The sequence below is a fragment of the Muribaculum sp. NM65_B17 genome (assembly GCF_004793735.1).
Lineage (GTDB): Bacteria > Bacteroidota > Bacteroidia > Bacteroidales > Muribaculaceae > Muribaculum > Muribaculum gordoncarteri.
Window position 1 is genome coordinate 102,772 of record NZ_SRYY01000005.1, and the last position, 17,960, is coordinate 120,731.

A 17,960-nucleotide genomic window follows, 5' to 3' on the forward strand; every position below is an offset into this window, starting at 1 on the left:
AGTCATGAAAGTTTCGCTTTTAGTCCAATGCCTTTTTGAGTTCATAGGCACATTCGTTCTCGTGTTACTTGGTTGCGGCGTGGTGGCGTGTGTGTCGCTGCGCAAGTCCAAGGGCGAGGGAGCCGGATGGGTGGTGGTGACGCTTGCATGGGGTCTTGCCGTTATGTGCGGTGTGCTCATCGCCGGGCCTTATACCGGAGCGCATCTTAATCCGGCCGTTACGTTGGGGCTTGCCGCTGCGGGTAAGTTCCCGTGGGAGTATGTGCTGCCCTACATCGTGTCGCAGATTGCCGGCGGAATACTTGGAGCCGTTATTGTCTACGTATTTTATAAGGATCACTTCGATGCCACGGCTGAGGCCGAAACCAAGCTCGGTGTGTTTGCCACCATTCCTGCCATAAAGAATTATCGTCGTAACATGATATGCGAAATCGTGGGTACGTTCATTCTTGTGCTCGTTATTCTGTTTATGGGCGACAAGGAGAACTCCTCGGAGGTGGGACTCGGCAGTGTGGGCGCGTTACCTGTGGCCCTGCTCGTTGTGGTGATTGGTATGTCGCTCGGCGGCACGACGGGTTACGCCATCAATCCGGCACGTGACCTGGGGCCGCGCATCGCCCACGCTATATTGCCGATAAAGGGCAAGGGCTCCAGCCAGTGGAGCTACAGCTGGGTACCCATCGTAGGCCCGCTTCTTGGCGGCGTCCTCGCCGCCCTCCTCTACCTCCTGGTCAAGGAACTCATGTAACCCCAACTCCCTCAACGCCTCAAATCAGCATCGGCATTGATTATGCGGTTATTGGTATTTGCGAGAATAATAAAGAATTATTATTTTTGTAAAAATACCAATCATATAACCTTATGCCATTTTCTCGAGCTCAGGAGCGTAACATAAAGTCGGTTGTAACCAATAGTAATTCAATTGTCCCTTTAATCGGGGATGATGCTTTTATAGTTGAAACTCCTGACGGAGATGTCACGCTGTTGTCCTATGTCGTGCAACAGTTGTGTGAGGAGATTCCCGAATTACGTAATGTAAAATGCGAATCTTCAGCTGAAATTTATTATATATTTACGCGAGCCAAAGCCTCGATGGATGCTGTTAGGTTTAAAGATGAATTTCGGGAAATAGTGGATGAGGTACGCGATAACGGCAGATTGCGGTTAAGGGAATCGGTTCTCGATTTTCTTGCTGCAATGAAACCGCGATTGATAATCACCACATCGCCGTTCTCGCTTATAGAGAATGCATTAAGTGTCCGTGGAGTAAACTACAATTCGTTTTATTATAGTCCGGCGAGTGTGAGCCAGGGGCGTAATAAGGATGACATTTCGTCGCTCGGAAATACGGTTTACCATATATTCGGCAAAGCGGCCGATGGCTGGAAGTGGGTGTGTGACGAGGATTCGTTGCTTGAGTTCCTGCACAATATACAAGGTGGCGATTATTCATGTAACAATCTTTATAACTATCTTGCTGAAAAGCCGGGGCGACTTATGGTCTTGGGAAGTCATTTGCCCGACTGGATTTTTCGCTTTTTGTGGTTCCCCTTTCAGAATCAAGCAGGTGAAGTGCAGAAGTATTGGTTAAGCCACACTGATTCAAATGTGGGATTCTTCGATTTCCTGCAACGTTATCATTTTGATACCGATCAGGCTGTTGATGAAATTTTGGCTGAGATAACCTCTCGAATTAAGGATCGTGACAAAATGATTAGCACTGAATCGAAGGCTGATTGCGAAAGTTATGACGCTTTCATTTCATACGCAGGCGAGGACTATGACATCGCGGAGAGGATATACAACGTACTCAGCCGCAAATTGAATAATGTGTTTTTCGACAAGGAGGCGATAAAATATGGCGAAAACTATGTGAATCGCTACATAAAGGCGATTTATAAGTCCAAGTTATACATCCCTGTGGTTACCGAGAATTTTTGGAGCAAGGTTTTTGAGGATTCTCATGTAAAAGTCGAGGTCATAGAGGCTGCTAAAAGAATTAAATCGTTGCCTGAAGACGCTGTATTTTCCCTCCCGTTGGTAATTGACGGCAGGGTCTGGAAAAATGGCAGTCCTTTGGATACAAAATTAATCGAAGAGATGGCAAAGAACTTCCCGGATATAAGCGCGGTTTTCTACCATATAAACATGAAGGTGTTAAATCCCGATTTTAGTGATAACGATATTGAAATTTGTAAATAATTGCTATGAAAAATACATCATTCATAGGATTGGCTTCCTATACTGAAAAAGATGCGGCTATTTTCAAGGGTCGCTCTCAAGCTATCGACGATATATTGTCAATGTTGAAGCGCAATGACATTGTGGTGCTTCATTCTGAATCGGGTGAGGGAAAAAGCTCGTTGATAAGTGCGGGATTGTTGCCCAAGCTAAAAAGCGCAGGATTCATCCCTGTGCCTATAGTTATTACCGATAAATTATTTGAAAGTAAGTCGCCCGACTTTAATAAATTGTTGTGCGATTCAATCGCGGAGGCGATCAATCCATATAATAAGCAGAAACTTAAAGATGACAAGGTTAAAGGCGAAAAACTTACAAGTATAAAAGCACTTATAGATTATTCATCGGATCACAAGGATTTGCCGCTTAGGGTTGTCGCATCAAGTAATGATGAGATGTTAAACACGCTCGACCGCAATCTTCAGCTTTACAATAACGCGTGGTGGCTGTTGCGTAATTATTCATTTGATTTTTACGGCATTCCATTAAAGCCCATTATTATATTTGACCAGTTTGAAGAGGTTATAACTCGACCGATAAATCCTGAATGGACCGATAGCTTTTTCCGGTGGTTCAGCGGACTTGAAGAGAATTCGTGCCCGGCCCGAATTGTTGACCGTGTACGTGCCAAGTTGCCTGATAAGGAGAGGTTCCCTGTTATTTCGGAGCAGAAGAACTTCAAGGTGTTGTTGGCTATGCGCAATGAATACATCGGCGATCTGGATTATTGGGGAGTACAGCGATATTTCATACCTGCGATAAAGAATAACCGATACAATCTTAAGCCGCTGACAATCGATGAGGCTTGGGAAGTAATGTCGTTGCTTTCTAATGTTCCTGATGGAGAAAAGAAAAAGATTTTGTCATTCATAACAGGACGGTCGGTTGAGGAACTTGACAAAACTGAACGTAATCTGCCAATTGTTTCTGCTATGTTACTTTCGATAGTGGCGACATCCATTAGTGAAAATGACAGAGCTGTTGATTTGTTGTCGGGCGAGAACCTGTCAAATCTCGTGGCCGATTATTATGTGCGGACTATTGAACGGTGTGGCGTTCCGGAGAAGACACAGGAGGCGATTGAGAACGCGCTTGTGGACTCAAGAGGCCGTCGCGTTAGGATAAAGACCACTTCATCGGAGCTTGAAAAGGCTGATTTTGCCGATTATCGCATGGCGTTGGAAAAGGAGCGTCTTATCAAATGTGCTCCTGTAAACGGAGAAGACTATGTCGAGCTTGTGCACGATTCGCTTGCTAAAGTAGTGGCCGAACGTATACGTACAAGAACTGAGGAGTGGGAAAAGGAAAAAGCGGAATTGGAGAATCGTCGAATATCGGCTGAAAAAGAGAAGCAAATCGCCGAGATGTCGATGAAGAGGATGATTAGTATGATTCTGTCGATTCCTTTTCTTATATTTGCGTTCCTTTATCTAACGCATGATGTGGGGGCAATGATATTCAATGGTATATATAATGGCGGTATTGAAGCCTTGAAATCATTTGCCAATCTGTCGTCAATAATCTTGACGGTCTTTTGCGGTTCAATGGCTGTGAATAACGCTTTTTCGGGATGGAAGAAAACATTTATCTATTGTGGATTGACGCTGTTGTTGGCATTTGGTTCGATTGTTCTATCTGCAGAAAGCTTTTATAAGGCATATCACATAGTGATGGATACCGGAAATTGGATGGCTTTTGTGTGTTACTATGTGCTATTGGGTGCTCTTGTTTACGGCTTAATAGTAATAGGATCTCGTAAACGCAATGAAGCTTTGAATCTGAGTGTTCCTATGTTATGTTTGACGATAATGCTGACAATAGTGTTTTTCTATTGTATATTTCCAGTTGAAGGTTTTAATGGTTATCTTAAATCGGAGAGCTCGGCATGGGGACTGTTTTTAATCCCGATCGCATTACTTACTGTCTATATTAAGCCTAAATTCACAAAACCGTATTGTGTATATTTAGGTGTACTATTGGTATTGGCGTTAGATGCTTGGTTTATTTACCCAAATCCCAAATTGGATGTCGCAATAAGGTTTACCGCTTTGATTGTGGCAATAATTGCATTATATAAATTATTATGGATTAAGAAAGGTAAAGAGAAATATCGGAAATTTCAATGGCCTTTAGTTATAAATGGAGAAATATTGGCCATATTGGTAGTTTTGCAACTTGGATATAAGCCTATGCTTGTTGCTGAGGATCAATTGATATTAAACTATGCTGATGATAGTATAAAGAATCTACGCAATCCATGGCAACCTATAATGGCAAAAAATAGCGAAAATAAAATTGGCATTAGGGATTCTAAGACAGGCAATTTAATTGTTGATTATGGTTTTGCTGAGTGGGGAAACTCTGTTTTAGTAAATGACTTAGAAGAGTTAATATTATCAAAGCAATGGAAAGGGAATGATATCAATCCTTCTATTGAGGTGTGGATGCTAATACATGAAGGAAAGCTGTTATATAAATACTCATCTCAAATACTGGAGATTTTGTATAAAACTGCAAATTCCGAACAAATAGGAGATAGCATAAAAATTCGTGAAGCAAAGCTTTATTTTGAAATTTTAAAAGCTGCTGTTATGTTATCGGAAGGTATGAGCTTGAATGAAAAAGACGCGGAATGGATTATAGAGAATTATAATCGCAGTGTAAGAGAAACCATTGAACAATTGTCGATGTTAAGACGAGATATCCGACAATTAACACCTGAAGATGTGTTAGATATAAAACACAGTATTGCTAAATTCCTATTTATATCAGCCGCTTTAAATCATGTAGCTAATAAAGACTACGAGCATTTTTTCGCAGTTATAAATTTATACCCATTTTTGTATTTTTCGGATATTTATATAAAATATTTTTCTGAAATGGCATTTAATATTTCATTCCCTGAACAATATAAATATATAATGCCATATTGTGAAAATGTTAAGCTTATGGATATCAAAAATCCACAAAGTCTATCAGTAAATACACTGTTGCTCTTGGCTGCTAATGAATTTTCATCCTATCATGATGGAGAAATGCCTTTTGTTGAAGATTGGCTGGGATTTGAAAATGAAAATGAGTGGAAAACTAAAGCTAAAATAAATCTGGTTGGAGTCGGCCATTATTATGGCCCTAATAATGCATTTCTGCATAATTATAGGGCAATATGTGGTAATGTGATTATGTTTATGAATAAAGTTGACTCTCAATATTTCAATGACTTTTTCCAGTTAGGCAAACTGTTGATATTTACTGGGTTAAGGATGGGTTTTAGAATGCCGGAAGAAATTGAAGGATTTAAGGAGTTGGTTGAAGAAGCGAGTGAATTTAACAATTGGACTGTTAGAAAGCTTTGTCTTATAGATGAGGCTATAACTCAAATTATTCCTAAAGAATATGAGTTAAGTGATTAAGGAAATGGCGGATTGGATTTAAATCGCTAACTTTGCAGGCGATTTTCATTTGATTTGTTGTTCAACCTATGAAGAAAGGATTGTTTGCCCTTGCGCTGGGAACATTCGGGCTCGGCATAACGGAGTATGTCATGATGAGCATTCTGCCCGAGCTGGCGGCTCAGTTCGGCGTGTCGATAGCTTCGGCCGGACACCTTATTTCGGCGTATGCCTTGGGTGTGTGCGTCGGTGCTCCGTTGATTGTACTGTTTACCCGCAACTGGCCGTTGAAGCGTATATTGTTAATGTTGATGGTTGTCTACATTGCGGGCAATCTCGGCTTTACGTTGTCGAGCGACTATACTGTGGCTTTAATCATGCGATTTATATCGGGGTTGCCTCACGGTGCTTATTTCGGCACCGGCGCGTTGGTGGCGAGCCGGCTTGTGGGCGTTAACCGCGCTACATCGGCCGTGGCGCTTATGTGTATGGGAATGACTGTCGCCAATCTGCTTGGCGTGCCGTTTGGCAGTCTGATAGGCAACACTCTTTCATGGCGTTACATATTCATGTTTGTAGTGGGCTGGGGCGTGATAACGCTGCTGGGCCTGTGGCTTATGGTGCCCCGCATGGCACCGTTGCCTCCCACCAATATAAAAGGCCAGTTCCGATTCCTTAAGAAGCGTGAACCCTGGTTGCTCATTGCGGCAACGATGCTCGGCAATGCCGGTGTGTTCAGTATGTACAGCTATGTCACGCCGTTGATTACCGATGTCACGGGACTGAGCATGGGGTTCATTCCGGTGCTTATGCTGCTTGTGGGAGCGAGCATGTGCATCGGCACTTACTATGGCGGAGCCTTGAGCGACCGCTTTACGCCGCCGCGCATGTCCTATTACATCGAGATTGTGATTTTTGTAGCACTAATGTCACTGTTCCTGTGGGCACAGTGTCGCTGGGTGAGCGTGCCTATGGTGTGTCTTTCGGCGGCAGCGTTGTTTGCCGTGTCGCCGCCCATGCAGTTGCTGCTCATCAAGTATTCGCCCGGCGGAGAGCTTATGGGCGGAGCCATGGTGCAGATAGCGTTTAATCTCGGTAACGCCTTGGGCGCTCTCTTTGGCGGATTTCCTGTCGATTCGGGTGCGGGAGTGCGCTATTCGTCATTGATAGGCGCGGGTTTCGCCCTGACGGGAGTAGTGGTGTTATACCTGTTCAGACGACACATAGCGCAACGCCTTGCTACTCCTGACCGGTGAGGCAGTATTTGAGTCGGGCCTTTGCCTCATCCCAAGGGATGTAGATGCGGCTGTCGTCGGGAAGCAGTGGCACGGGACATTCGTTGAGGTCGAAGCGCACGTAGTAGCGGCCCGAAGTGGAGCGGAACACGATGATCTGCAGATTGGAGGCCATGGGTACAACGTGGAAGTTGTGCCAGTGCTGCGCAACGCTCTCCATGTCGTCGGTCACGTAGTAGCATCCCGGAAGACGCATAAGCGACAGCAGCGGCATCATGGTTTCGGCGTGTCCAAACCGCAACATCACTTTAATCGAATCGTTGCGCCCGGCAATGAAGTCGTCGGTCGTGGTGATGAGGTTGTCGAGCAACTTTGACGCTATCGAGGCGGGGAGTGTCGTCAGTGACGACGCCGTGCGTTGCAGATATTGCTTCAGATTGTTGCACGCCCACAGCGCGTTGAGCTCCTCGATGCTGAAAAAGGCCGTTATGTGCCCGTCGATGCTCATTGCCCTCAATCCGGCAAGCAGCCCGTACTCGGTCATTGACAGTTCCTGCGCCTGCTTGCGGTCGATAGGATAGTCGGCTCCTATGGCCCTGATTATGGGATTGGCCGGAGCATGACTGTCGAAGTAGCTGTCGTAGACGGGTTTCCAGGAGCCATCCTTGCGATAGTCGACATACTCCTTGTTGAGGTCAAACGGACGCATGAGCGGCGAGTTGACGCGTCCCGAGTTGGTCGATATGTCGATGTGGTTGTTGATCGATGCCAGCTCATGGGTGAATGAATACATGCTCATGATGCATCGCGGCACGTAGGAAGAAATTGCCGTCACGGTGCCGTCGTCAAACAGCTGCGGATAGGTTTCGCGCATTCGGCTTGCAATGCCTCGCTGCTCGGCCATTCCGAGCGGGTCGAGGGTTCCCCAGCGTCCGGTGCTATACATGACCACATTGTAGGTGAGCTCGAGCAGCATGCGCCCTGTCGGGGTTATAGTGCCGGCCTTTTCAGCTTTCTGCAGTATGTCGAGCAGTGTCATCGCTCTTTCATCGCTTGCCGGGAATCGGGCACCGTGTCGTCCCACATGATTTATCATTACCGCTTGGAGCGAATCGGGGTGGGTGAGCAGTGAGTCGGGAGCGGGATAGGGCTTGGCACTGCCCATGAGGTCGAGCAATGTGTATCGGTCGGACGCATTGAGGTTCCAAGTGAGCATGGCTGATAAAAGGAGCGCTGCGAAAATAAAAAGGCGTTTCATTCGTTTATAAGTTAAAGCAAAAATTTTATGGCGATGGAAATCCCTTCGGAAATACGACATCTTATTGATAACAACGAATTTGAGGCCGCTATTGTTGGGCTGAATGATGCGATTGAGGCCGATTTATGCAATGTTGCCTGCTATCTTGAACGAGCCAGGCTCAACTGGAAGCTCGGGAGGAGGCGCGAGGCAATAAACGATTACTACAAGGCCGCCGAACTCGATCCCGACGGTCCTGCCCGGCAGGCTCTCGAACACATATCGGGAATCATGCAATTTTACAATAAGGACCTTTACAATCCTTGACCGAAAAAAGGCGAAAACGGGGCTGAAAACGTGTCAGCTATGTTAAATAAAGTTAACTAAGCGGGATAATATTTGCGTGTTTTCATGTTGACCGTGAATAAGATATAAAAAAATATTAAAAAATGCCGTGTTAAATAAGTTTTTTTGTAGATTTGCAAATGTTTTCTGGTTTAAACATAGAAAGACACTTACATTAAGTTAATTGTGCTATTAGTTTTAGGCGAAATTATGGAAGAATCTGCAAAGAAAAGAGGCGGGCGGCGTCCCGGTGCCGGCCGTAAGAAGTCTACTGTAAAGCGCTATGGCTTTAACGCTCCTGCGACTGTCCACGCGGTTCTGCAACAGGTCGACAGCATTACTGATTTTATCTGTGAAGCTGTATTGAAGCATGGCCAAGACAAGGGTCTGTGCTGATCTGAATGACGATTCCGACGACTAAAAATATCGCAGGCAATGACTCAATGAAAAAATGTCCTCCAAATTTAAGGTTTGGAGGACATTTTTTTTGATTGTCGGTGAATGTATTTCATGAGAAAAATCGTTAAATTGCATCGATTATTAAAAAATGGTCGATAATGGGATTGAATGATGTAAGATTTATAGAAGTTCCCACAGCAAGCGACTCCCGGGGCAGCCTGTCGTTTATCAGGTCGATGACCGAGGTGCCGTTTGAAATCAAGGAAGTTTATTATATATATGATGTGCCGGCGGGAGCTGTGCGGGGCGGCCACTCCCATCGCAAGGCTCATCACGTGCTTGTGGCATTGAATGGCGGCGTGACGGTGAGTCTTGACGACGGTGTCGACAAGGCGGTCTACACGCTCGACTCCCCGAGGAGTGCGCTATACATGCCGGCGGGCATCTGGCTCGGCGAGTTCAATGTTGAATCGATGTGTCTTGTAGTGTCATCGGAGCTGTACTCGGAGGATGAGTATATGCGTGACTATGACGAATATTTGCGATTCAGGGGGCTGCGATGAAGGATGGTGGATTGCGATATCCGTTTCTCGATCTTGGAAAGGTCAACGAGCGTTATGCGGCGCAGCTGAAGGAGGCGTGTGCCCGTGTCATCGACAGCGGGCGTTACATCGGCGGCGATGAGGTTGAGCGGTTTGAATCGGAATTGGCGGCTTATTGCGGAGTGCGACATGCCGTGGGGGTAAGCAACGGGCTTGATGCCCTGAGGCTCATATTGCGAGGCTATATCGAGATGGGTGTCATGTCGCCAGGTGACGAAGTGATATATCCTGCCAACACCTACATAGCTACCGTGCTTGCCATAACTCATAACGGGCTTGTACCGGTGCCTGTGGAGCCCGACCGCGTGACCATGAACCTTGACTCTCGATTGATAGAGCGCAGCGTGACATCACGCACCAAGGCGGTGGTGACGGTGCATCTCTATGGCCGCCCATGCTACGACGCGGTGATGCGTGACATTGCGGAGCGACACGGACTTAAGGTAATAGAGGACAATGCGCAGGCCATAGGTGCGAGTGTCGACGGCTGCGTGACGGGTTCGCTTGGCGATGCCGCGGCATTCAGCTTCTATCCTACCAAGAATCTCGGAGCGCTGGGCGACGGAGGTGCCGTTACGACCGATGACGATGAACTCGCCTCGGTGGTAGCCGCTCTGCGCAACTACGGCATGACGGCGCGTGACATGAACCGCTATGCGGGATTTAACTGCCGACTTGACACGATACAGGCGGCGATGCTGTGGGTAAAGCTCGGCCGACTCAGGGAGGAGATCGACCGTCGTCGCGAGCTTGCGGCAATCTACGACTCGATGCGCAACGACATGGTGACTCCCGCCGACGCCTCATGTCACGGACATGTCTATCACCAGTATGTGGTCACGGTGGAACATAGGAAGCGTTTCATGGATTACATGGCCGCTCACGGAGTGGGGACTATGGTGCATTACCCGGTGCCGCCCCACAGGCAACCGTGCTATCAGGGTGTCATCGATGCCGAGTGTCCAGTGGCCGAATACCTTGCCGACCACGTAGTGAGCCTGCCCATAAGCCCGTGGTGCACATCGACCGACGATGCGCGTGACATAGTTGACATTATCAATCATTATAAATAAACAGAGCCGCAACCCTGACAGCAGGCTGCGGCTCCATATACTTGAATTTCGGATAATGGGAGAGGAGAATGATTTATAGCATCTTCAATGCGGCTTCGTAATCGGGCTCGTTGGTTATCTCATCGACGAGCTGACGGTAGATTACCTTTCCGTTTTCATCGATGATGACCACGGCGCGGGCCAAAAGACCCTTCAGCGGACCGTCGACAAGCTCTACGCCGTACTCCTTTGCAAATTCGGGTGAACGGAATGCCGATGCCGGTATAACGTTCTTTATGTTCTCAACGGTGCAGAAGCGCTGGGCAGCGAATGGCAGGTCCATCGACACGCATAGCACTATCGCGTCCTTCTTGTCGGCAGCCTTTTCGTTGAACTTCCTTACGCTTGTGGCGCACACGGGAGTGTCGAGGCTGGGAAATATGTTCAAAACGATTTTCTTTCCGGGAAAGTCGCTTATGTGCAGCTCCTTGAGTTCGGGGCCTACGACTGAAAATTCAGGTGCCTTGTCGCCTGCCGAAGGCATTCTTCCGCCGGTGTGGCAGGCGTTACCTTTAAAATATACGGTTTCCATGTTGTTATTAGTTATATGTTGTTATACAATGTTATCGGCTCTTTGCTGCAAGAGCCATCTTTTGTATAACAACCGAAGTCAGCTCATTGTTGTAGCCGAGTATCACATCGTCGACAACTCCGTCGGTGCCCACGATTATTGAAACGGGGTAGGAACTTACTCCGCAGTCGCGAGCGAGCGACTTGGCATTCATCAGTATGTGTTCGCCCATCAGCGGCTGAGGTATTATTTCATCAATTATGTCGGTATTGGTGCTCACGAACGCCCAGATCACATCGGCGTTATAGGGCAACGCCTCGATGCTTTTGCGGATATCGTTGACTGTCGCTCGGGCAAATGTCGATGCCGGGTCGATGATTACGATGAGGGTGGGTGTGCGGAACTTGTCGCCGAGCAGCCTTGAGTAGCGCTCGCCTGTCGTTGTGGGCAGCGAGAAGGCCGGCAACCGTTGCTGCGGCAGATTCTCGATGGCGTAGTTGCTTTCGCGGTACTTCTCGAATATATCGGGGTACATCTCGCGAAGTCCTTCTTCGCTTATCTCGGCGCAAGGTGCCTTGTCGGCCGCGTAGGAGTAGTCGGAAATGAGGGTCTGCTCGGCAAGCGCGCCGGGATTGTTCTCTATTTCGGAATAGAGGGGCATCGAGGTTACGGGGTCGAAAGCGTAGGTAATCTCCTTATATACCTCGCCTCCCATTGTCATTACCGCTTCAATAGCGTTGCAACGGCGGTCGGCCACAACGGTGTCGGCGTGGAACGAGTAGGTGTATTCGGGGCTTGTGACGATGGTCATCAGCTCCTCGGCGATGAACTGAGGCAACAGAGTCGTGAACTGAGCCGAGCGCTGCACTCCGGGAAGGGCGGCAGCCGAGCGTCCGCGCGGTCGGAACGGTATAGAGTCCCACTCGTAGTGATATTCCAGCAGTCGGTCGCCACGGAAATTGTAGGCGTTGCCGTCATAGTAGGCCGAGAAGCCGGTGCTTTCGCCGTCGGGAGTGGCGAGCGACCAGTTGATAAGATAGTCACATGGCGCAAGCGAGTCGCCGGGGGCGTTCATGGAGTTGAGCTTCACGGTGTAGGACACATCGGCCTGAAGCGACATGAGCACCTGATATTTCACGGTCGATTCGTAACATTCAACATTTTTCAAAGACTTGATAATATCGTCTATCCCCTGAGCAGCAATGCTCAAAGGATAGACAATAAGTATCGCCATTAACAATCGCATTTTCCCATTCATAAATAAATAATTGTAACGTTCATTGATATAACGCCGAATTTCCGATAAAAGTTTTGAAGTGTGAAAAAAATATGTTAATAATTCCGCCATGCCATCGGTTGCCGGCTGAAAGCGCATCTGTTAAATTGGAATAAAAGGGATGGAGAGCTAAAACCCGTGCCGTGATTGGTTGTTATAACGGTAGTTTTAATTTATAGTTAAAGATTATGGGACATAAAAAAGAGAAATCATTGCTCGAGAGGGCTTTGGCCAAGGAGGAGATAAATCTTGCCGAATATTCGCTTGAAGAGGTGAAGAAGGTAATCGAGGATCTTGTAGAGCTTCAGTTAAACAAAATCCATCGTGAAGAGATAATAAGGCTTCAGGATGCCATGATAATGGCATCGGAGAAGGTCAAGAAGATACTCCAAAGCGAGAAATAATAAGCAAGGGGCGGTTCAGAGTTGAGCCGCCCCTTTTAATGCCTGCATACAATCACGGGGATTGATGCCTCTCGGATACAAGAAAGCCACTTGATTCACATCAAATGGCTTTCGTCGTCTAATCTATTTAGTATGAAATGAATAGTTACGACATCGGTGGCTGGTTATCGAGAACCACCGAAAATCCATACATTTTCAGTGAATAGATAGTTGCCGGCCTCATTTCCGCTGCCAAATGCCGCGGATACGTTGGGATTGGAAACCACGTCGCTGTTGCCGTAGGGCAGTCGGAGCGGCCATTGGTTTTGTCCTCCCGAAGTGTTATTTGGATTTTGCAATGTAATGAATTCCTGACCGAGAGCCTTGCAGCGACGGAGGTCGTTGTAGGTCTGAATCTTCTCGTCACGTGCCTGTGCAATGTATTTCTGCACCATGATTTCGGCGAGCGAGGCCGAGCCGATTGAAGCGATGTAGTCGGCAGCCGACGAGGGGTCAAATCCGATCATGCCGCCGTCGCTCAGCGCGTAATCCTCAAATGATGCGGTTACGGCTTCGGCGAGTTCGGCTGAAGCGTCCTGTCCGAGTCGAGCCTTTGCTTCGGCGATGATGAAGTACAATTCGCTCTTGCTCAGCAGGTGCAGTGTAGCGGCTCCGTTTTTCACACTTCTCGATTATCTGCTTGATGTTCATGAGGTTGCCGTAGGTGGCATTCCGCTCGTTATTGTAGGTCGAGCTTGCAGCTGTTTCGGAGCGCATGCGCAGTTCGGCTTTCATGAGCTGGTTGTTGCCTGTTCCGAATATCTGTTCGGTGAAAGATGCCACATACCATGCGTAGGCACCGCCCCAAGTCGAATAGCCTGTTCCGACGATTGCGTCGGTTATCTGAAACTTGGCGTTAACGCTCGATGCCGGCGGATTGGACTCGTCCTTGTTGATTTCATCCATCAGGTTCTCGGAGCATGAGGTCATTGCAGCGCCGAGTAAAGCCATATATAGAAATTTCTTAAGCATTGTCTTGTGTTATTAATCAAGTTTATACATTGTGAATATTAGAATGTCACTTTGAGTCCGCCGCCTATAGAGGTGGGTTGGGAACTGAGAAGCGTTCAAAGTAACCGCCCATGTTGTTGTTGTTGTTGTTGCCTTGCGATGCCTCGGGGTCGAAGTTGGGAAGCTTGGCCCAGATGAGTACGTTGCGGGCGAATCCGAATACATCGATGTCAAATTTGCCGATCTTGGGCAACTTGTAGGTGAGGGTGACATCTCTAAGCTTGAGGAAGCTCATGTCATATACGCCTGATTCGGTTACATCATAGTAGGCCTGGTAGTAGTCCTGCTTGAGCACCTCCACGGTGTTGGGCTGTCCTGTGGCTTCATCGATGCCGTCGACAACCATTGTGCCTTCGTGGAAGGGGATTGACTCCTTGGTTGTACCGAAGTAGTTGAGCGTCATGTTGGTTCCGTGATACATCTTTCCACCCTGCTGCCAGCTCCATGTGGTTGAGAGTGACACTCTCTTGTAGCGGCCGCCGAGGTTGAAGCCCATCACGAAGCCGGGCGAGCAGTTGCCGAGATCCTGGCTGTCGGAAGTGCCCTGGGGCAGACCTTCGCTGAGGAGGAGCTTCCCTGTGGCTTCGTCACGCTTGAATGCGTAACCGTAGATGTTGGGGTAGGTGTTGCCTGCCTGTGCGCGAACCTGAGGATCAACAAATCCGCCGAGCATGATCGACTCTACGCCTTCGGCAAGTTCCACAACCTTGTTGTCGACTGCGGTGAAGTTTACGCCGAGGTTGAGGTCGTAGTCACGGTGCTGAAGCACAGCCACGTTAAGACCGATTTCGTGGGACCATGTGCGCATCTTTCCGGCGTTGGTCATCAGGTACTGGTAACCTGTAGAACCTGCGGTGGGCACCGAGAAAATCTGGTCGGTTACATTTTGGTAGGATACGGTGTATTCAAGGCGAACACGGTCGTTGATGCCCGGCAGGTGGAATGACCAGTACTTTTCAGTATCCTGCATGTTTTCGGCGGGTGCTTCATGTACTTCCCAATAGAGATCGTCGGGGTAGTCGTGAACGAAGTCGCTGTAGGCCAGCTGACGGGGATAAAGTGGCCGAATCAGTGCCGATGAGTTGCCGTTGGTTATCTCAAGGTCAAATCCCCGCTTCACGGCATCGCCTCCCGATTCCCGGCGATGAGGAGAGCGCAAAGTGGATAAGGGCGATAGGTGAAACCGACGGCAACTGCCTTTGGGTGGGTACCGGTGGCGGCTTATGGCGTCTTGACAAAAATTCGGAGGAGCTTGTAAGATACGGCGAGAATGACATCACGAAGTCGGTAAAAGCCTTTGCCAATGATGAAAACGGCAACTTCTACATAGGAGGAGAGGAGGGGCTGTTCATGATGCGTAACGGTAAGTTGTGCTATATAGCGATAGAAAGCAATGTGTTGTCATCGGCCAACAGGGTTAATGACATGACTGTCGATGAAAGCTCTCGCAGGCTTTATGTGGCCACTGACCAAGGCGTTTATTCGCTTGACATGGACAACGGCTTCAAGGCCGAGAAACTCGGAAATTCCAACATGACATTCAGTGCGATATATGAGTGTGACGACATGCTCTATCTCGGAACCCGCAATCAAGGTCTTTGGCGTTACGACCTTAAGCGTGACGCGCTGTCGGGTTATGCCGATGTGGGGTCAACAGTGGTAATGGACATGTTTGGCGACGGTAATCGACTATATGTGGCTACCGACGGAAACGGACTTCAGGTGGTGGACATGGAGAGCGGGGCGGTTGTCGACAGCTACGACATGTCGGGTAGTCACGGCAAGAGCATACGCTCCAATTCGGTATATTCGGCGTTACGTGACCGCGAGGGGCAGATGTGGCTCGGTTTCTATCAGCTCGGCGTGGACTTTACGATGTATAGTAACTCTCTATTTGAAACATACGCCTATCAGCCGCATCTTGATACCGAGGGAGTGCTTACGCGAACGATTCTTGCCGACGGAAGCCGCAGGCTGATAGGATTTCGTGACGGATTTTGCTTTATAGACGAGGATAACGGCACATTCGAGCGTTACTATGCATCGGACATGAGGTCGCCTATGGTTGTGTCGAGCATTCTTTATGAGGGAAAGTATCTGATAGGCACCTACGGAGGCGGATTGTACGTGTTTGACCCCGAGAGGTTGACATTAAGCGACTTTGAGCCGGGCTATGACGACACATTCAAGAACGGCCATATATTTGACTTTGAAATCGACCGTGACGGCGACTTGTGGATATGCACTTCCAACGGATTGTTCCGACATGAGCGTGACGGAAACAACGTATATTACAACCGACTGAACTCAAAGCTGCCCGAAGGCAACATATTCGGCATATTCTTTGACTCGACCGGGCGAGGGTGGATATGCGGCGAGAAGGGGCTGTGCCTGTGGGATGCCGAGTCACGGCAACTTGTAGGTGACATTCTGCCTGACAAGTTCATCCATAACACAAGGGTGAGGAGAATATGCGAAACCGGCGACGGCCGATTGCTGTTCATCTATGACAAGAACAGGATGTTTGAGTCGGATATAGAGATAAAGAATTTCGGAACGCTGACAACGCCGGTGCCGCTTGACAACAAGGATATGGACATGCTCATCGACAAGGAGAGCTGGATGTGGCTCATAACGACCAACGGACTCTATCGATGGGACGGAAACAAAGTGTTTTACTCCTACAACTTCAATGACGGACTGCTTAGCCAAACGTTCTTTCACTCGGGAAGCGACATGGATGATGATGGCCGGCTGTGGCTGTGCAGCTCACAGGGACTCGTCACTGTTGACATAGACAATGTAACGGAGCGTCAGTGTCCCTACCGGATTGCGATAACCGATGCCTCGGTCAACGGAATTGACTCATTCGGGAAATTGGATAGAACGGGTGACAACAGCTATGAGATGCGCCTTGACAATGGGGGGGAGGTGAATCTTGCCGTGAAGGTGTCGGGATTCAGTTACTCACACCCCGGCGATGAGGTGTTTCAATATAAGCTTGACAATGCCAAAACATGGAGCGTAGTCGAGGGACAACATACCATACTGTGTACCGACCTGAAACTTGCCGGACTTGCCTCGCTTGTCAACACTACATCGCCGGCGCTATCCTACATGTTCAACCAGTATTTCAACACCAATTATTACGACTACATCAACAATTATCGCATAGAGGAGTTTAAAAGACTCGTGAGCGAACCTGAAAGTGAGAAGTACACCTTGAGCGCACTCGCCGCCAAGTGCGGATTCAGCTCACGCGCATCGTTTTTCCGCTATTTTAAAAGAGCCACTTCCATATCGCCGAGCGAATACGTAAAGAGCATAGGTAAAAACAACAGGGAATAGGACCTTATTGTAGGGAAAATGTAACGCGGACAGGCCTGAGTCGATGTGACACGCGGCTCAAATAATTTGAGTCAAAGTGTATCATATAAGTTAAAGTATTTATAATCAATGGCGAATGGCGCATTGTGTCTAAGATAATATAGTGAGATGCTTAAACTGCGGGAAAAATGCATGAATTGTGATTATTGTAATACCTTTGCGATTGTAATCTAAATCGCAAGCCCAATGGAAACAAACGACATCGCCGGTGTAATGCCCGAAAGCCAGTGCTTTCGGAGTGATTCCTTGGATGATGTGATTGCCAAGGCATACGTGAGTCATCGTGACGGAATATTGCGTTACATACACTCGGCTATAAACAACAGAGCGGAAGCCGAGGACCTGGCTCAGGATGTGTTCTTGCGGATTCTCGATTACAGGATGTTTATAAATGAAGCGACAATAAAGTTCTTCATGTATAAAATCGCCAGGAACCTGATATGTGACTATCTGCGTCGTCATCAAGTAAGGCAGGAGTGTTACGACTACATATATTATAATGTGTCGTCGCCGGAAACCGAATCGGCCGATTGCCTTGCGATAACTAAAGATATCGCATCGCTTGAGCGTGACATCATAGCTCGGTTGTCGCCGCAGAGAAGGGTCACCTACAGGATGAAGCGTTTCGGGCTCATGACTTGCAACGAAATCGCCTGCCGGTTGAAGCTGTCGACTCGCACTGTTGAAAACCACTATCGACACGCCTGTCTTGAAATAAGAGATTACATGAAGAGATGTATATGATATTTTAGTATCTACCCAAAATTAA

At 48.0% G+C, this 17,960-nt stretch carries 15 protein-coding genes and 1 pseudogene; 11 read left to right on the forward strand and 5 right to left on the reverse strand.

The features are described from left to right. Nucleotides 1-4: 4 nt before the first annotated feature. From E5354_RS08725 to E5354_RS08740, 4 genes are all read left to right on the forward strand, one after another. Entirely contained in the window at nucleotides 5-748 is a 744-nt protein-coding gene (locus E5354_RS08725; RefSeq protein WP_135947216.1) for an MIP/aquaporin family protein, read from the forward strand. A gap of 113 nt (nucleotides 749-861) precedes the next feature. Beyond that, nucleotides 862-2,202 carry a toll/interleukin-1 receptor domain-containing protein gene (locus tag E5354_RS08730; protein WP_135947217.1) on the forward strand — a complete coding sequence of 447 codons (1,341 nt, stop codon included), beginning with the start codon at nucleotides 862-864 and terminating at the stop codon, nucleotides 2,200-2,202. Between the two features lie 5 nt (nucleotides 2,203-2,207). Next, nucleotides 2,208-5,654, forward strand: a complete 3,447-nt coding sequence (locus tag E5354_RS08735; protein WP_135947218.1) for a hypothetical protein — start codon at nucleotides 2,208-2,210, stop codon at nucleotides 5,652-5,654. 68 nt (nucleotides 5,655-5,722) lie between these two features. After that, on the forward strand, nucleotides 5,723-6,889 hold the full coding sequence (locus E5354_RS08740) for an MFS transporter (protein WP_135947219.1): 1,167 nt from the start codon (nucleotides 5,723-5,725) through the stop codon (nucleotides 6,887-6,889). Here E5354_RS08740 and E5354_RS08745 read toward each other — a convergent pair. After that, entirely contained in the window at nucleotides 6,873-8,126 is a 1,254-nt protein-coding gene (locus E5354_RS08745; RefSeq protein WP_168184356.1) for a histidine-type phosphatase, read from the reverse strand. The genes E5354_RS08740 and E5354_RS08745 overlap by 17 nt on opposite strands. A 33-nt stretch (nucleotides 8,127-8,159) precedes the next feature. Between E5354_RS08745 and E5354_RS08750 the strand changes: the two genes are divergently transcribed. The 4 genes from E5354_RS08750 to E5354_RS08765 all read left to right on the forward strand — a co-directional run bounded on the left by E5354_RS08750 (nucleotide 8,160) and on the right by E5354_RS08765 (nucleotide 10,524). Beyond that, a complete protein-coding gene (locus E5354_RS08750; protein ID WP_123396275.1) occupies nucleotides 8,160-8,432 on the forward strand; it encodes a hypothetical protein in 273 nt (90 codons plus the stop codon). Between the two features lie 228 nt (nucleotides 8,433-8,660). Next, entirely contained in the window at nucleotides 8,661-8,846 is a 186-nt protein-coding gene (locus E5354_RS08755; protein WP_123396276.1) for a hypothetical protein, read from the forward strand. Between the two features lie 161 nt (nucleotides 8,847-9,007). Further along, nucleotides 9,008-9,412, forward strand: a complete 405-nt coding sequence (locus E5354_RS08760) for a sugar 3,4-ketoisomerase (protein ID WP_123396277.1) — start codon at nucleotides 9,008-9,010, stop codon at nucleotides 9,410-9,412. Continuing rightward, entirely contained in the window at nucleotides 9,409-10,524 is a 1,116-nt protein-coding gene (locus tag E5354_RS08765; RefSeq protein ID WP_135947221.1) for a DegT/DnrJ/EryC1/StrS family aminotransferase, read from the forward strand. Before E5354_RS08760 ends, E5354_RS08765 begins: the two co-directional genes overlap by 4 nt. Nucleotides 10,525-10,597: 73 nt before the next feature. Here E5354_RS08765 and tpx read toward each other — a convergent pair whose 3' ends face one another. Together tpx and E5354_RS08775 are read right to left on the reverse strand one after the other, a co-directional pair. Further along, nucleotides 10,598-11,095: a thiol peroxidase gene (gene tpx / locus E5354_RS08770; protein ID WP_123396279.1), complete on the reverse strand. Its 498-nt coding sequence runs from the start codon at nucleotides 11,093-11,095 to the stop codon at nucleotides 10,598-10,600. Nucleotides 11,096-11,126: 31 nt separating this feature from the next. Beyond that, nucleotides 11,127-12,308: a hypothetical protein gene (locus E5354_RS08775; protein ID WP_123396280.1), complete on the reverse strand. Its 1,182-nt coding sequence runs from the start codon at nucleotides 12,306-12,308 to the stop codon at nucleotides 11,127-11,129. A gap of 230 nt (nucleotides 12,309-12,538) precedes the next feature. Between E5354_RS08775 and E5354_RS08780 the strand changes: the two genes are divergently transcribed. After that, complete coding sequence (locus E5354_RS08780) at nucleotides 12,539-12,754, forward strand: hypothetical protein (RefSeq protein WP_123396281.1); 216 nt, start codon at nucleotides 12,539-12,541, stop codon at nucleotides 12,752-12,754. Between the two features lie 164 nt (nucleotides 12,755-12,918). Here E5354_RS08780 and E5354_RS14355 read toward each other — a convergent pair whose 3' ends face one another. Beyond that, a complete protein-coding gene (locus E5354_RS14355; RefSeq protein ID WP_300965013.1) occupies nucleotides 12,919-13,416 on the reverse strand; it encodes a SusD/RagB family nutrient-binding outer membrane lipoprotein in 498 nt (165 codons plus the stop codon). 387 nt (nucleotides 13,417-13,803) lie between these two features. Beyond that, nucleotides 13,804-14,723 (reverse strand): annotated as a pseudogene (locus E5354_RS08790) (SusC/RagA family TonB-linked outer membrane protein); the annotation flags it as partial. Between the two features lie 158 nt (nucleotides 14,724-14,881). Between E5354_RS08790 and E5354_RS08795 the strand changes: the two are divergent. Together E5354_RS08795 and E5354_RS08800 are read left to right on the forward strand one after the other, a co-directional pair. Further along, on the forward strand, nucleotides 14,882-17,152 hold the full coding sequence (locus tag E5354_RS08795; RefSeq protein WP_168353862.1) for a two-component regulator propeller domain-containing protein: 2,271 nt from the start codon (nucleotides 14,882-14,884) through the stop codon (nucleotides 17,150-17,152). A 225-nt stretch (nucleotides 17,153-17,377) separates the two neighbouring features. Further along, nucleotides 17,378-17,935, forward strand: coding sequence for a sigma-70 family RNA polymerase sigma factor (locus E5354_RS08800; RefSeq protein ID WP_135947223.1), 558 nt, complete (start codon nucleotides 17,378-17,380; stop codon nucleotides 17,933-17,935). The last annotated feature ends 25 nt before the right edge of the window (nucleotides 17,936-17,960 follow it).

What these genes read in the sequence shown, in the direction of transcription:
- E5354_RS08755 (WP_123396276.1), top strand. Translation starts at nt 8,661, where the DNA reads ATGGAAGAATCTGCAAAGAAAAGAGGCGGGCGGCGTCCCGGTGCCGGC.
- E5354_RS08780 (WP_123396281.1), top strand. Translation starts at nt 12,539, where the DNA reads ATGGGACATAAAAAAGAGAAATCATTGCTCGAGAGGGCTTTGGCCAAG.
- E5354_RS08735 (WP_135947218.1), top strand. Translation starts at nt 2,208, where the DNA reads ATGAAAAATACATCATTCATAGGATTGGCTTCCTATACTGAAAAAGAT.
- E5354_RS08750 (WP_123396275.1), top strand. Translation starts at nt 8,160, where the DNA reads ATGGAAATCCCTTCGGAAATACGACATCTTATTGATAACAACGAATTT.
- E5354_RS08730 (WP_135947217.1), top strand. Translation starts at nt 862, where the DNA reads ATGCCATTTTCTCGAGCTCAGGAGCGTAACATAAAGTCGGTTGTAACC.
- tpx (WP_123396279.1), bottom strand. Translation starts at nt 11,095, where the DNA reads ATGGAAACCGTATATTTTAAAGGTAACGCCTGCCACACCGGCGGAAGA.
- E5354_RS08765 (WP_135947221.1), top strand. Translation starts at nt 9,409, where the DNA reads ATGAAGGATGGTGGATTGCGATATCCGTTTCTCGATCTTGGAAAGGTC.
- E5354_RS08760 (WP_123396277.1), top strand. Translation starts at nt 9,008, where the DNA reads ATGGGATTGAATGATGTAAGATTTATAGAAGTTCCCACAGCAAGCGAC.
- E5354_RS08775 (WP_123396280.1), bottom strand. Translation starts at nt 12,308, where the DNA reads ATGGCGATACTTATTGTCTATCCTTTGAGCATTGCTGCTCAGGGGATA.
- E5354_RS08800 (WP_135947223.1), top strand. Translation starts at nt 17,378, where the DNA reads ATGGAAACAAACGACATCGCCGGTGTAATGCCCGAAAGCCAGTGCTTT.
- E5354_RS08725 (WP_135947216.1), top strand. Translation starts at nt 5, where the DNA reads ATGAAAGTTTCGCTTTTAGTCCAATGCCTTTTTGAGTTCATAGGCACA.
- E5354_RS08740 (WP_135947219.1), top strand. Translation starts at nt 5,723, where the DNA reads ATGAAGAAAGGATTGTTTGCCCTTGCGCTGGGAACATTCGGGCTCGGC.
- E5354_RS08745 (WP_168184356.1), bottom strand. Translation starts at nt 8,126, where the DNA reads ATGAAACGCCTTTTTATTTTCGCAGCGCTCCTTTTATCAGCCATGCTC.
- E5354_RS08795 (WP_168353862.1), top strand. Translation starts at nt 14,882, where the DNA reads ATGAGTTGCCGTTGGTTATCTCAAGGTCAAATCCCCGCTTCACGGCAT.